The 13,429-nt window shown below is 63.8% G+C and carries 12 protein-coding genes and 2 tRNA genes; 13 read left to right on the forward strand and 1 reads right to left on the reverse strand.

Annotated features, from left to right (window positions below; translation table 11 throughout):
* Positions 1–95: 95 nt before the first annotated feature.
* Complete coding sequence (gene yhbY, locus LU493_RS04740; protein ID WP_275286641.1) at positions 96–422, reverse strand: ribosome assembly RNA-binding protein YhbY; 327 nt, start codon at positions 420–422, stop codon at positions 96–98.
* A gap of 180 nt (positions 423–602) precedes the next feature.
* Between yhbY and rlmE the strand changes: the two genes are divergently transcribed.
* The 13 genes from rlmE (at position 603) to truB (ending at position 13,359) form a co-directional block, all read left to right on the forward strand.
* Entirely contained in the window at positions 603–1,265 is a 663-nt protein-coding gene (gene rlmE, locus LU493_RS04745; protein ID WP_275286642.1) for a 23S rRNA (uridine(2552)-2'-O)-methyltransferase RlmE, read from the forward strand.
* A gap of 218 nt (positions 1,266–1,483) precedes the next feature.
* Positions 1,484–3,460: an ATP-dependent zinc metalloprotease FtsH gene (gene ftsH / locus LU493_RS04750; protein WP_275286643.1), complete on the forward strand. Its 1,977-nt coding sequence runs from the start codon at positions 1,484–1,486 to the stop codon at positions 3,458–3,460.
* A 166-nt stretch (positions 3,461–3,626) separates the two neighbouring features.
* Positions 3,627–4,421: a dihydropteroate synthase gene (folP, locus tag LU493_RS04755; RefSeq protein ID WP_428994522.1), complete on the forward strand. Its 795-nt coding sequence runs from the start codon at positions 3,627–3,629 to the stop codon at positions 4,419–4,421.
* Positions 4,414–5,763, forward strand: a complete 1,350-nt coding sequence (glmM, locus tag LU493_RS04760; RefSeq protein ID WP_275286644.1) for a phosphoglucosamine mutase — start codon at positions 4,414–4,416, stop codon at positions 5,761–5,763. The genes folP and glmM overlap by 8 nt, the downstream gene beginning before the upstream one ends.
* Positions 5,764–5,811: 48 nt before the next feature.
* On the forward strand, positions 5,812–6,561 hold the full coding sequence (tpiA, locus tag LU493_RS04765) for a triose-phosphate isomerase (RefSeq protein ID WP_275286645.1): 750 nt from the start codon (positions 5,812–5,814) through the stop codon (positions 6,559–6,561).
* Between the two features lie 4 nt (positions 6,562–6,565).
* Complete coding sequence (gene secG / locus LU493_RS04770) at positions 6,566–6,931, forward strand: preprotein translocase subunit SecG (RefSeq protein ID WP_275286646.1); 366 nt, start codon at positions 6,566–6,568, stop codon at positions 6,929–6,931.
* A gap of 30 nt (positions 6,932–6,961) precedes the next feature.
* A tRNA-Leu gene (locus tag LU493_RS04775) sits at positions 6,962–7,048 on the forward strand.
* A gap of 123 nt (positions 7,049–7,171) precedes the next feature.
* Positions 7,172–7,248: transfer RNA gene (locus LU493_RS04780), tRNA-Met, on the forward strand.
* 221 nt (positions 7,249–7,469) lie between these two features.
* Entirely contained in the window at positions 7,470–7,931 is a 462-nt protein-coding gene (gene rimP, locus LU493_RS04785) for a ribosome maturation factor RimP (RefSeq protein WP_275286647.1), read from the forward strand.
* Positions 7,932–7,971: 40 nt separating this feature from the next.
* Positions 7,972–9,465 carry a transcription termination factor NusA gene (gene nusA, locus LU493_RS04790; protein WP_275286648.1) on the forward strand — a complete coding sequence of 498 codons (1,494 nt, stop codon included), beginning with the start codon at positions 7,972–7,974 and terminating at the stop codon, positions 9,463–9,465.
* A 28-nt stretch (positions 9,466–9,493) separates the two neighbouring features.
* A complete protein-coding gene (gene infB, locus LU493_RS04795) occupies positions 9,494–12,028 on the forward strand; it encodes a translation initiation factor IF-2 (RefSeq protein WP_275286649.1) in 2,535 nt (844 codons plus the stop codon).
* An 18-nt stretch (positions 12,029–12,046) separates the two neighbouring features.
* A complete protein-coding gene (rbfA, locus tag LU493_RS04800) occupies positions 12,047–12,433 on the forward strand; it encodes a 30S ribosome-binding factor RbfA (RefSeq protein ID WP_275286650.1) in 387 nt (128 codons plus the stop codon).
* Positions 12,433–13,359 carry a tRNA pseudouridine(55) synthase TruB gene (gene truB / locus LU493_RS04805; RefSeq protein ID WP_275286651.1) on the forward strand — a complete coding sequence of 309 codons (927 nt, stop codon included), beginning with the start codon at positions 12,433–12,435 and terminating at the stop codon, positions 13,357–13,359. Before rbfA ends, truB begins: the two co-directional genes overlap by 1 nt.
* Positions 13,360–13,429: the final 70 nt, after the last annotated feature.

Raw genomic sequence — 13,429 nt, forward strand, 5'->3', positions numbered from 1 at the left:
GGAAGAAAAACACCCCCGCAGCGCCGCTGCGGGGGTGTTTCGATTTCTGAAGCTGTTGATCCTGCTGGGCTTCCAGCTTCCAGCTCGCGCGAAGCTCAGCGCCGGCCGTGGTGGTTCTCGAAGCGTTTGATGTTGGAGAGCTTCGGGTTGACCCTGGGGTTGTGGCGATAGAGCAGGGCGACCTTGCCGATCTTCTGGATCAGTTCGGCGCCGCTGGCGTCGAGCAGTTCATCGATCATGGCGGTGCGGTCGTCGCGCTCGGGCAGGGCCAGTTTGACCTTGATCAGCTCATGGTCGCTGAGGGCACGGTCCAGTTCGGCGACCACGCCTTCGGATATCCCGTTTTCCGACACCGTGACCACGGGGTCGAGGTGATGGCCGATGCTGCGAAATGCTTTCTTTTGTGCCTGTGACAAGCTCATGGTATCTTGATTCTTCCCGGTTGGCGCGCTGCGCGTATGGTACGGCGTATCGCGTCGCGGCGAAACCGCCGCGCCTCGTTATTCTCCCGAGTCGCCGGGCCCGCAGGTCAGCACCTCGTCCCAGGTCATTCCGGAATTCGCTCGACCGCCCGACATCCAGTTCATTCTACAGGTGATGCCGTGGCATCTTCCCATGATTCCCGCGCCAAGGGCGCCGGTCGAAACGGCTCCCGAAAGCGCCGTGCCGGTTGGCTCAAGGAGCACTTCGATGATCGTTATGTCCAGCAGAGCTGGCAGGACGGTTATCGCAGCCGGGCCAGCTATAAACTGCTGGCCCTCGATGAGAAGGACAAGCTGCTGCGCGCCGGCATGACGGTGATCGACCTCGGGGCGGCGCCCGGCGGGTGGAGCCAGGTCGCCGCGGAGAAGGTCGGCGACGAGGGCCTGGTGATCGCTTCCGATATTCTCGAAATGGACGCCCTGGCCGGGGTCGATTTCGTGCAAGGGGATTTTACCGAGGAAAGCGTGCTCGAGGAGATCCTGGGGCGGCTCGAAAATCGCCCGGTGGACCTTGTGATGTCGGACATGGCCCCCAATATGAGTGGTATGGCGGCCATCGACCAGCCACAGGCCATGTACCTGGTGGAGCTGGCCCTGGATCTGGCGCGCCAGACCCTGTCGCCCGGTGGTGTGTTCCTGGCCAAGGTGTTTCAGGGCGAAGGGTTCGATGCTTACCTGAAGGAGCTGCGCGGCAGCTTCAAGCGGGTAGTGACACGCAAGCCGGAGGCCTCGCGGGCGCGTTCCCGTGAGGTGTATCTGCTGGCAGAAGGTTTTCGCGGCTGAGCCGGCCTGCAAGGCGCGGCTGGGCTGCGGGGTGTGACGATCTGTTCCATAGACTGGGGCTAACGGTGCGATGGCCGGACACGGCGGCGCAAGTATGCCACAGTGGGCAGTAACGGAGTGGACCGAGGTCCGCGTCCTGGCTGAACATGTGCTCCTGATGTAGTGTCGAAGCACCAGGCGCATTCGGCCGACGGATTCTTGCAATTGAGGGTAGTCCCTTGAACGATATGGCGAAGAACCTGATTCTGTGGTTGGTCATCGCGGCGGTGTTGCTGACGGTGTTCAACAATTTCAGTGTCGATAACGCACCGCAGACGATGAACTATTCACAGTTCGTCGAGCAGGTGCAGAACGAGCGCGTCGATAGCGTGACCATCGATGGTTATACGATCACCGGTCAGCGCACCGATGGCTCCCAGTTCCAGACCATTCGGCCGGCGGCGGAAGATCCCAAGCTGATGGATGATCTGCTGGCCCATGACGTGACCGTGGTCGGCAAGGAGCCGGAGCAGCAGAGCCTGTGGACGCGGTTGCTGATCGCCAGCTTCCCGATTCTGTTGATTCTGGGCATCTTCATCTTCTTCATGCGCCAGATGCAGGGCGGTGGAAGTGGCAAGGGCGGGCCGATGAGTTTCGGCAAGTCCAAGGCCAAGCTGCTTTCCCAGGATCAGATCAAGACCACCTTCGCCGATGTCGCCGGGTGCGACGAGGCCAAGGAAGAGGTCGAGGAGCTTGTCGACTTCCTGCGTGACCCGACCAAGTTCCAGCGCCTGGGGGGTACCATTCCCCGGGGCGTGCTGATGGTCGGCCCCCCCGGGACCGGCAAGACGCTGCTCGCCAAGTCGATCGCCGGCGAGGCCAGTGTGCCCTTCTTCTCGATTTCAGGTTCCGACTTCGTGGAGATGTTCGTCGGTGTCGGCGCATCTCGTGTGCGCGACATGTTCGAGCAGGCCAAGAAGCAGGCACCGTGCATTATCTTCATCGACGAGATCGACGCCGTGGGCCGCTCCCGCGGTGCCGGCATGGGGGGTGGCAACGACGAGCGCGAGCAGACCCTGAACCAGCTGCTGGTGGAGATGGATGGCTTCGAGCCCAATGAAGGCATCATCGTCATCGCCGCGACCAACCGTCCGGACGTGCTGGACCCGGCGCTGCTGCGTCCGGGACGTTTCGACCGTCAGGTCACCGTGCCGTTGCCCGATATCCGCGGGCGCGAGCATATCCTCAACGTGCACCTGCGCAAGGTGCCGCTGGCCGACGACGTCAAGCCGACCTACATCGCGCGTGGTACCCCCGGCTTCTCCGGTGCCGATCTGGCCAACTTGGTCAACGAGGCGGCGCTGTTCGCGGCGCGCGGCAACAAGCGCCTGGTGAGCATGGACGAGCTGGAAATGGCCAAGGACAAGATCATGATGGGCTCCGAGCGGCGCTCCATGGTCATGACCGAGAAGGACAAGCTCAACACCGCCTATCACGAGTCGGGACACGCCATCATCGGTCTGGTGATGCCGGAGCATGACCCGGTCTACAAGGTCACCATCATTCCTCGTGGCCGAGCGCTGGGCGTGACCATGTTCCTGCCCGAGGAAGATCGCTACAGCCTGTCGCGTCAGCAGATCATCAGCCAGATCTGCTCGCTGTTCGGCGGCCGTATCGCCGAGGAGATGACGCTCGGGCCGAACGGTGTGACGACCGGTGCCTCCAATGACATCAAGCGTGCCACGGAGCTGGCGCACAACATGGTGGCCAAGTGGGGCCTGTCCGAGGAGATGGGGCCGATCATGTACGACGAGGACGAGTCGCACCAGTTCCTCGGCGGCGGTAGCCAGGGCGGCATGCTGAAGTCCGGCGAGACCACGACTCGGCTCGACAAGGAAGTGCGTCGGATCATCGACGATTGCTATAACCAGGCGAAGCAGATTCTCGAGGATAACCGTGACAAGCTGGACGCCATGGCCGAGGCACTGGTCAAGTTCGAGACCATTGACGCCAATCAGCTCCGGGACATCATGGAAGGGCGCGACCCACGGCCTCCGGAAGATTGGGAGGATGACGGTTCCGGCGGCGGTTCGCCGGTGACCGGCTCCGGCGATGAGTCCAAGTCTTCCGAAGCCTCCGATGATGGCGATGGGGGGGATGAGGAAACGCCAAGGCGTCGCCCCTCCGACCCCCTGGGCGGCCCCGCCGGGACCTGATCCCCGTGGCGCCCGCCCCCGTTGAGTTCCAGGCGCCCCACGGGGCGCCTTCGTCGTAGAGGGCTCTGGCCCGGTACCCGATGTTCCCAGGACGATGATGCAGACCACAGCCTCGAAACCCCTGCAGTGCGGCCGCCACCGGCTCGATCTTTCCTTCCCCCATGTGATGGGGATTCTCAACGTCACGCCCGATTCCTTCTCTGATGGTGGGCGCCATGTCGCCCTGGACGATGCCCTGGCCCGCGCCGAGCGGATGATCGCCGAAGGTGCCGCGATCATCGATGTGGGCGGGGAGTCGACCCGCCCCGGTGCGGCCGAGGTCTCGACCCAGCAGGAGCTGGACCGGGTGATCCCGGTAGTGGAAGCCCTGGTCCGCGAGCTCGATGCACTGGTGTCGGTGGATACCAGCACGCCGGAGGTGATGCACGAAGCCGCCGCTGCGGGGGCCGGTATGCTCAATGATGTGCGCAACTTGCGTCGCGATGGTGCGATGCGGGCCGCTGCCACCTCGGGGTTGCCGGTGTGTCTGATGCATATGCTCGGCGAGCCCGGCGACATGCAGGATTCGCCACACTATGATCGACCCGTGGAGGAAGCCGTGGCCGAGTTTCTCGAGTCGCGGGTGGCGGCCTGCGAAGCGGCAGGGTTGCGTCGCGAGCGTCTGTTGATCGATCCCGGATTTGGCTTTGCCAAGACCGTCGAGCACAATCTACGGCTACTCAAGAACATGGAACGCCTGACCTCGCTGGCGTTGCCCATTCTGGTAGGCATGTCACGCAAGAGCATGATCGGCAAGGTGCTCGAGCGGCCGGTGGAAGAGCGCCTCTCCGGTGGGTTGGCGCTGTCCGCGCTGGCCGTGGAGCGAGGCGCGCGCATCCTTCGCGTGCATGATGTGGGGCCCCACGTGGACGCGGTGAACATGGCCTGGGCCGTACTCAAGGAAGGTTGTGACAATGACTAGACGTTATTTCGGTACCGATGGCATTCGCGGCACCGTCGGAGAGGCGCCCATCACCGCCGACTTCATGCTGAAGCTGGGTTGGGCCACCGGTCGGGTGTTGACGCGCGAATCCGGGCAGGCGCGGGTGCTGATCGGCAAGGACACGCGGATTTCCGGGTACATGTTCGAGTCGGCGCTGGAGGCCGGGCTGTCCGCCGCCGGCGTCGATGTCATCCTGCTCGGCCCGATGCCGACGCCGGGCATCGCCTATTTGACGCGGACGTTCCGGGCCGATGCCGGCATCGTCATTTCGGCGTCCCATAATGCCTTCGCCGACAATGGCATCAAGTTCTTCTCGGCGGAGGGCGTCAAGCTGCCCGATGCCGTCGAAGCGCGTATCGAGGCGATGCTCGACGAGCCGTTGACCACGGTGGCACCGCATGAGCTGGGCAAGGCGCGACGGGTCGATGATGCCGCCGGCCGTTATATCGAGTTCTGCAAGTCGACCATTCCGGACCGGGTCGATCTGCACGGGCTGCGGATGGTCGTCGACTGCGCCCATGGTGCCACTTATCACATCGCGCCCAGCGTGTTTCGTGAGCTGGGCGCCGATGTCAGTCTGATCGGTGCCAATCCCGACGGACTCAATATCAATCACGAGGTCGGCTCCACTCAACCGGCGGCGCTGCGCGCCGCGGTCATCCGCGAGGGAGCGGATCTGGGGGTGGCGTTCGATGGCGATGGTGATCGTGTCCTGCTGGTGGATGCCGAGGGGCGCGAGGTCGATGGCGACGACATCCTCTACATGATTGCCCGGGACCGCCATGCGCGAGGCGAGCTCGGAGGGGGAGTCGTCGGCACCCTGATGAGCAACTTCGGCCTGGCTGCAGCGCTCGAGACGATGGACATTCCTTTCGAGCGCGCCAAGGTCGGCGATCGTTACGTCATGGAACGCCTGGCTGCCAATGGCTGGCAACTGGGGGGGGAATCCTCGGGACATATCGTCTGTGGTCATGTACAGACCACCGGTGACGGTATCGTGTCGGCCCTGCAGGTGCTGTCGGTGATGGCACGCGAGGGGCGGGCGCTGAGCGAGCTGCTGGCAGGCCTGGAAAAAGCGCCCCAGGCGTTGATCAATGTGCGTCTGACGCCGGGCACCGATGCCCGGACGTTGATGGAAGATGCGGCCTTGCGGGACGCGGTGGCGGCCCTGGAGACCGAGCTCGACGATCAGGGGCGCGTGTTGCTTCGGCCTTCGGGAACCGAGCCGCTGATCCGTGTCATGGTCGAGGGTCGTCCTCATCTGAATGTTCAGCATCTGGCGCGTCGCCTGGCCGATGATGTCGAGAGCATGTTGTCTTGACAATGACGCTCCTATACCATTTCGGCCCACCTTGAAAGAGGATGTCTCATGCCTACGCCGCTGATCGCCGGCAATTGGAAGATGAACGGTTCGCTGAACCTGGTCGAATCCTTCGGCCAGGCGCTCGCCGATGCCGACCTGCCGTCGCGTCTCGAGGTCGCGCTGATGGTGCCCTCCCCCTACCTGGAGCCTGCCGCCCGTGCCCTGGTAGGCTCTCGGGTGGTACTGGGCGGGCAGACGCTCAGTGACCAGCCTTCCGGCGCCTTCACCGGCGAGGTGAGCGGCGAGATGCTGCGTGACGTCGGGGCGAGCCTGGTGCTGGTCGGTCACTCCGAGCGCCGCACCCTGTTCGGCGAGGACGACTCGGCAGTGCTGGCGCGCGTGCGTCGCGCACTGGAGGCCGGGCTCACGCCGGTGCTGTGCCTGGGGGAAACCCTGGAAGAGCGTGATGACGATCGTGGTGAAGCCGTGGTGATCGGGCAGCTGGAGGCGGTCCTGGATGAACTGCAGGCCGAGCAACGTAGCCGGCTGGTCATCGCCTACGAGCCGGTCTGGGCCATCGGCACCGGCCGTACCGCCAGTCCCGAGCAGGCGCAGGCTATCCACGCCGCGATCCGCCGCCGTCTTGCCCGTTATGATGACGCGCTCGCTGAAAAGGTGTCGTTGTTGTATGGCGGCAGCATGAAGGCCGATAACGCCGCCGAACTGTTGGCCCAGCCGGATATCGACGGCGGCCTGGTGGGCGGTGCCTCCCTCAAGATCGATGATTTCCTAGCCATTTGTCAGTCAGCAGGTTGAATCCATGCAAGTTGCCATTCTCATGATCCATGTGGCGATCGCCATCGCCCTGGTCGCCCTGATCCTGCTGCAGCAGGGCAAGGGGGCCGATGCCGGCGCTTCCTTCGGCGGCGGCGCCTCCCAGACCGTGTTCGGTTCCCGCGGCAGCGGCAGCTTCCTGTCTCGCGCGACCGCCGTGCTGGCGGCGGCCTTTTTCGCCACGTCCTTGACCCTGGCGTACTTCGCTTCCCAGGCAGGCGAGGCGCCGCAAGAAACGGGCATCCCCGATGCCGAAATGATCGAACAGCAGCAGAATGCCGAGCCAGCCCTTGACGAAGGAAGCAATGGCGAGGATAATGCAGCGCCAGTGCTGGAGGAGGGCGGCAGTTGATGCCCTCGTTTTTGCCAGCCGTCCCCTGATGCCGAAGTGGTGGAATTGGTAGACACGCTATCTTGAGGGGGTAGTGACCTTACGGTCGTGCGGGTTCAAGTCCCGCCTTCGGCACCATCTGAAACCGACACGGTGAGAGACCTCGCCAAGGTGTCGGCCTCAGTAGCAGGATTGGCGAAGCGGTGCCATTGTGGCTTGACGTCAACAGGGTTCAAGCATACAATCACCGACCTAGATTGATGCGGGGTGGAGCAGTCTGGTAGCTCGTCGGGCTCATAACCCGAAGGTCATCGGTTCAAATCCGGTCCCCGCTACCATCTTCCTGGCAGGCATGCAGCGATGTTAGGGGCATGCCGGAGAGCCGAAGTGGTATACAGGTTTCTTGTAAAAGCCCCTTCCTGCGAAGGGGCTTTTTGTTAGCGGCCAGCCTGTCGGTCGAGACCGGCCGGTTGTCCCGAGGCAACGCCAATCAGCCACCTGACTTTCCTGTTCACTCCTGGCCAGGTGCCTGATGCAACGGCTGTAGGAGCTTTCTTCCATGGCAACCAAGGATACTGCGCTGAAGGCGCTGATCGAGCCAGTGGTGACGGCCATGGGCTTCGAACTCTGGGGAATCGACTATCTGTCTCAGGGCAAGCACTCCCGGTTGGTGATCTTCATCGACCATTCCGAGGGTGTGGGCGTGGATGATTGCGCCGATGTCAGCCGCCAGGTCAGCGCGGTGCTGGATGTCGAGGACCCCATCGCCGGGGAGTATCGACTCGAGGTGTCGTCGCCCGGGATGGATCGGCCGTTGTTCACCCTCGAACAGTTCGAGCGTTATGCCGGCCACACGGTGGCTGTGAAGCTGCGTGCACCGTTCGACGGACGACGCAAGTTCCAGGGGTTGCTGGCCGGTATCGAAGGCGACGAGGTGCTGCTGCAGCTCGACGGCGAGGAATATTGCTTTCCCATCGAGAGCATCGATCAGGCGCGTATCGTGCCTCGGTTCGGTTCGTGATGTCGGTGCAAAAGGACGGGTTTTCTGGCGAGGCTAAGTCATGAGTAAAGAGATTCTGGCGGTCGTCGATGCGATCTCCAATGAAAAGGGGGTCCCCCGCGAGGTGATTTTCGAGGCCGTCGAGGCCGCGCTGGCCAGCGCGTCTCGCAAGCGCTTCGAGGATGAAGAAGCCAGTGTGCGCGTTCGTATCAGTCGCGGCACCGGTGACTATGAAACCTTCCGGCGTTGGGAGGTGGTCGACGACGACGACTTCGATGGACCGGATGCCCAGATCAAGCTCTCTTTCGCCGAGCGTCGTGATCCGCCGCTGGGCCTGGGTGACGTGGTCGAGGAGCGGATCGAGAATGCCGCCTTCGGCCGGATCGCGGCCCAGACCGCCAAGCAGGTCATCGTGCAGAAAGTGCGCGAAGCCGAGCGCGCCGAGGTCGTGAGCCTCTACGCCGAGCGCGAGGGCGAGTTGGTGGCCGGTATCGTCAAGAAGACGACACGTGATGGCCTGATCATTGACCTGGGCGACAACGCTGAGGCGTTCTTGCCGCGCAGCGAGATGATTCCCGGCGAGCGCTACCGCATGAACGAGCGGGTACGTGCCTTGCTGACCAAGGTCGATCCCGAGGCGCGCGGCGCCCAGTTGATCCTGTCCCGGACCTGTCCGGAACTGATCATCGAGCTGTTCAAGATCGAGGTTCCCGAGATCGCCGAGCAGCTCATCGAAATCAAGGGTGCTGCCCGGGACCCCGGGTCGCGCGCCAAGATTGCGGTCAAGACCAATGACCGTCGTATCGACCCGGTGGGCGCTTGCGTCGGCATGCGCGGCTCTCGGGTCCAGGCGGTATCCACCGAGCTGCAGAACGAACGGGTGGATATCGTGCTGTGGGACGATAACCCGGCCCAGTTGGTGATCAACGCCATGGCGCCGGCGGATGTCGCCTCTATCCTTGTCGATGAAGACGCTCACGCCATGGACGTGGCCGTCGGCGAGGACAATCTGGCCCAGGCCATCGGCCGCAGCGGTCAGAACGTGCGTTTGGCTTCCGAGCTCACCGGCTGGCGTCTCAACGTCATGACCGAGGCCGAGGCTGAAAACAAGCGCGATCAGGAGATCGATAGCCTGGTCGAACACTTCATTCAGCATCTGGACGTCGACGACGACGTGGCGCGTCTGTTGGTCGACGAGGGCTTCACGTCCCTCGAAGAAGTCGCCTACGTCCCGGTGGAAGAAATGCTGGAGATCGAGGAGTTCGAAGAAGAACTCATCGAGGAGCTGCGCGCTCGCGCCAAGGACGAGTTGTTGAACCTGGCCATCGCCTCCGAGGAAGAGCTCGATGGCGCCCAGCCGGCCGACGACCTGCTGGCGATGGACGGCATGGAGCGCCACCTGGCCTTCATCCTGGCCAGTCGGGGCATCGTCACCATGGAGGATCTCGCCGAACAGTCCGTCGATGATCTGACCGACATCGAGGAACTGGACGACGAGCGCGCCGCGTCACTGATCATGACCGCCCGCGCGCCATGGTTCGAGAGCGAACAGTAACACGGGTCACGGGCTGAGGAGGGTCGTAATGTCAGAAATGACCGTTAAGGATTTTGCAGCGAAGGTGGGGCGCGATGTGCCCCGTCTGCTGGAGCAGATGAAAGAAGCCGGACTCGAGCACAAGTCCGAGGGCGACGCCGTGTCTGAAGAGGACAAGCGTAAGCTGCTCGATTACCTCACCAAGAGCCACGGCGGCAATAGTGGCTCAGGGGGGAAGAACCGCATCACCCTGACCCGTAAGACCCGCAGCCGTATCAATACCGGCGAGCGAGGCAAGAGCATCGAGGTGCAGGTTCGCAAGAAGCGTACCTACGTCAAGCGTGAAGAGGAGCCGGCCGAGGAACCCAAGGTCGAGGACACGGGGCCCCGTCAATTGGTCGGGGACATGGCCGAGGCCGAGGCCAAGCGTGAAGCGCAGGAGGCCGAGGAGGCCAAGCGTCGCGCCGCCGAGGAATCCGCACGTCAGGCTGCCGAGAAGGCCGAAGCCGAGAAGGCGCAAGCCGAACAGGTGGCTCCGGCCGAGCCGGAGCCCGAGATTCCGGTGCCGGAACTCGACACCGCCGGACCCGCGCCCGAGGAAGCCCCGGCGCCGCCGAAGGAAGGACGCACCGAGGGGCGTCGCGCGGCGGTCAAGAAAGCCAGTGGCAAGCCCGGCAAGAAGGGCCGTGGTGATCGTGACGATGACCGCAGCGATCGTGAAGAGCGTCGTCGGGGTGGTCGCAAGGCCAAGCGCGCCGAACGTCGTGGCAGCCGCCGTGGCGGCAGTCAGGGTGGCGGCAAGCATGGCTTCCAGAAGCCGACCCAGCCGATCGTTCGCGAGGTCTCGATCCCCGAGTCCATCAGCGTGGCCGACCTGGCCGACAAGATGTCGATCAAGGCCAACGAGGTCATCAAGGCCATGTTCACCATGGGCGCGGCGGTGACCATCAACCAGACCATCGACCAGGACACCGCGGCCATCGTGGTCGAGGAAATGGGTCACAAGCCCAAGCTGGTCAAGGACGATGCGCTGGAGACCGAGGTCCTCGAGGGCATTTCCTATGAGGGTGACGAGATCTCGCGCTCGCCTGTCATTACGGTCATGGGCCACGTCGACCACGGCAAGACCTCGCTGCTCGACTATATTCGCCGCGCCAAGGTAGCGACCGGTGAGGCTGGCGGTATCACCCAGCACATCGGTGCCTATCATGTCGAGGACGACCACGGTGGCGCGACCTTCCTCGACACGCCAGGCCACGCGGCGTTCACCGCCATGCGAGCACGTGGTGCCAAGGCCACCGACGTGGTGGTGCTGGTGGTGGCCGCAGACGACGGCGTCATGCCTCAGACCATCGAGGCGGTCGAGCACTCCAAGGCGGCGGAAGTCCCGCTTATCGTCGCGGTCAACAAGATCGACAAGTCGAACGCCGATCCGGACCGCGTCAAGAGTGAGCTGTCGCAGCATGGCGTGATCTCCGAGGAATGGGGTGGCGACACCCAGTTCGTGCACGTTTCTGCCCATACCGGCGAAGGTATCGAGGCATTGCTGGAGTCGATCCAGCTGGTGTCCGAGGTGCTCGAGCTCAAGGCTGTACCGGAAGCGCCCGGCAAGGGCGTGGTGGTCGAGTCTCGACTCGACAAGGGTCGCGGCCCGGTCGCTACCGTGCTGGTCCAGAACGGCACCCTGAAGAAGGGCGATATCGTGCTCGCCGGCCTGCACTATGGCCGCGTGCGGGCCCTGACCAACGAGCTCGGCAAGCAGGTCGACGAGGCCGGCCCGGCCATGCCGGTGGAAATCCAGGGCCTGGATGGTACGCCGGAGGCCGGTGACGACTTCATGGTGCTCGACGACGACAAGAAGGCGCGTGAAGTCGCCAACTTCCGTCAAGGCAAGTACCGTGAAGTGCGCCTGGCCCGTCAGCAGAAGGCCAAGCTGGAGAACATGTTCAGCCAGATGGGCCAGGAAGTCGCCGCCAAGCTCAATATCGTGCTCAAGGCCGATGTGCAGGGCTCTCTGGAGGCCATCAAGGGCGCACTCGAGGAGCTGTCCACCGATGAGGTGCAGGTCTCCGTGGTGTCTTCCGGCGTGGGGGGTATCACCGGTACCGACGCCAACCTGGCACTGGCTTCCGAGGCCATCGTGATCGGCTTCAACGTGCGTGCCGATGCGGCTGCCCGCGAGATCATCGAGCGTGAAGGGCTGGAATTGCGCTACTACAGCGTCATCTACCAGCTGATCGACGAGGTCAAGCAGGCCATGAGCGGCATGCTCGAGCCCGAGTGGAAAGAGGAAATCGTCGGTGTGGCCGAGGTCCGCGACGTCTTCCGTGCGCCCAAGATCGGTGCCGTGGCCGGCTGCATGGTGGTCGAGGGCAACGTCCATCGCCACAAGAAGATCCGTGTGCTGCGCGAGAACGTGGTGATCTACGAAGGCGAGCTCGAATCCCTGCGCCGTTACAAGGACGACGTCAACGAAGTCCGCAACGGCATGGAGTGCGGTATCGGCGTGAAGAACTACAACGACGTCCAGGTCGGCGACAAGATCGAGGTCTTCGATCAGGTCAAGGTCGAGCGGACGCTCTAAACGCTCGAGGAGCCGACCATGCGTGAGTTCAAGCGTACCGACCGAGTGGCCGACCAGCTCCAGAAGGAGCTGGCGGTCCTCATCCAGCGCGAGATCAAGGATCCGCGCCTGGGCATGGTCACCGTCAGCGGCGTCGAGGTCAGTCGCGACCTGGGGTATGCCGATGTTCACGTGACCCTGCTGGGGGAAAACGACGAAGCGCGGGTCGCGGAGAATCTGACGATTCTCAAGCGGGCCGCGGGCTTCCTGCGCGGACAGATTGCCCGGCGCATCAAGCTGAGGCACGTGCCGGAGCTTCGTTTCCACTACGATGCCAGCCTGGAACGTGGCCAGCGCCTGTCCTCCCTGATCGACGAGGCAGTGGCCAACGACCGCTCTCGTCATGACGACGAGGATGAGCGCTGATGGCACGGCGTCGCCGTGGTCGTCCGGTGGATGGCGTGCTGTTGCTCGACAAGCCTCGGGGCGTGTCGAGCAATCATGCCCTGCAACGGGCGAGACGCCTGTTCCAGGCCCAGAAGGCGGGTCACACCGGCACGCTCGATCCGATGGCCACTGGCCTGCTGCCGGTCTGTTTCGGTGAAGCCACGAAATTTTCCGCGCACCTGCTGGAAGCCGACAAGGTGTACCGTACCCGGGTCGAGCTCGGTGTGGTGACCGATACCGGTGACGCCGAAGGCGACGTGGTCGAGCGATGCGCAGTGCCGGCTCTCGACGAGGCCGGGTTGCGTGAGACACTGACGCGCTTCATCGGTGAGATCGATCAGGTGCCGCCGATGCATTCGGCACTCAAGCATCAGGGGCGCAAGCTTTACGAGCTGGCTCGTGAGGGCAAGACGGTGGAGCGTGCAGCACGCCGCGTGACGGTGTATGATGCGCGCCTCCTCGCCTGCGAAGGTGATGCCTTCGAGATGGAGGTGCGGGTCAGCAAGGGGACCTATATCAGGACCCTGGCCGAGGATATCGGCCAGGCCCTGGGGTGCGGCGGCCATATCAGTGGCCTGCGGCGGCTCAAGACGGGTCCCTTCGAGGGCGACCGCATGTTGAGCGTCGAGGCGCTCGAGCGATTGATCGCGGACGAGGCACAGGACGCGGCGTTGTTGCCGGTCGATGTGCTAGTCGCGCACTTGCCGCGCAGCGACATGAGCGCTGCCGGTGCCCGTTGCCTGCGCTTCGGCCAGGCCGCGACGGGCGAGGCGGGTGATTTGCCCGCCGACAGTTTGACCAGGCTCTATCACGCCGATGCCTTCCTGGGGCTCGGCGTGGTCACGGCGGCCGGGGATATCGCCCCTCGGCGCCTGCTGAGTTCCGCCGTGGCGGGCTCGGCATGAGCCAGCCCCATCGGGGCTGGGCGTGGGGACTGCAAATATGCGTGGTCCCCGACATTCATCATTCAGGCAT

The organism is Halomonas elongata (assembly GCF_029081005.1).
Taxonomy (GTDB): Bacteria; Pseudomonadota; Gammaproteobacteria; order Pseudomonadales; family Halomonadaceae; genus Halomonas; species Halomonas elongata_B.

Coding starts and splice junctions, on each gene's coding strand:
- rbfA (WP_275286650.1), top strand. CDS start 12,047: ATGCGTGAGTTCAAGCGTACCGACCGAGTGGCCGACCAGCTCCAGAAG.
- secG (WP_275286646.1), top strand. CDS start 6,566: ATGCAAGTTGCCATTCTCATGATCCATGTGGCGATCGCCATCGCCCTG.
- yhbY (WP_275286641.1), bottom strand. CDS start 422: ATGAGCTTGTCACAGGCACAAAAGAAAGCATTTCGCAGCATCGGCCAT.
- tpiA (WP_275286645.1), top strand. CDS start 5,812: ATGCCTACGCCGCTGATCGCCGGCAATTGGAAGATGAACGGTTCGCTG.
- rimP (WP_275286647.1), top strand. CDS start 7,470: ATGGCAACCAAGGATACTGCGCTGAAGGCGCTGATCGAGCCAGTGGTG.
- truB (WP_275286651.1), top strand. CDS start 12,433: ATGGCACGGCGTCGCCGTGGTCGTCCGGTGGATGGCGTGCTGTTGCTC.
- folP (WP_428994522.1), top strand. CDS start 3,627: ATGGGGATTCTCAACGTCACGCCCGATTCCTTCTCTGATGGTGGGCGC.
- infB (WP_275286649.1), top strand. CDS start 9,494: ATGTCAGAAATGACCGTTAAGGATTTTGCAGCGAAGGTGGGGCGCGAT.
- glmM (WP_275286644.1), top strand. CDS start 4,414: ATGACTAGACGTTATTTCGGTACCGATGGCATTCGCGGCACCGTCGGA.
- nusA (WP_275286648.1), top strand. CDS start 7,972: ATGAGTAAAGAGATTCTGGCGGTCGTCGATGCGATCTCCAATGAAAAG.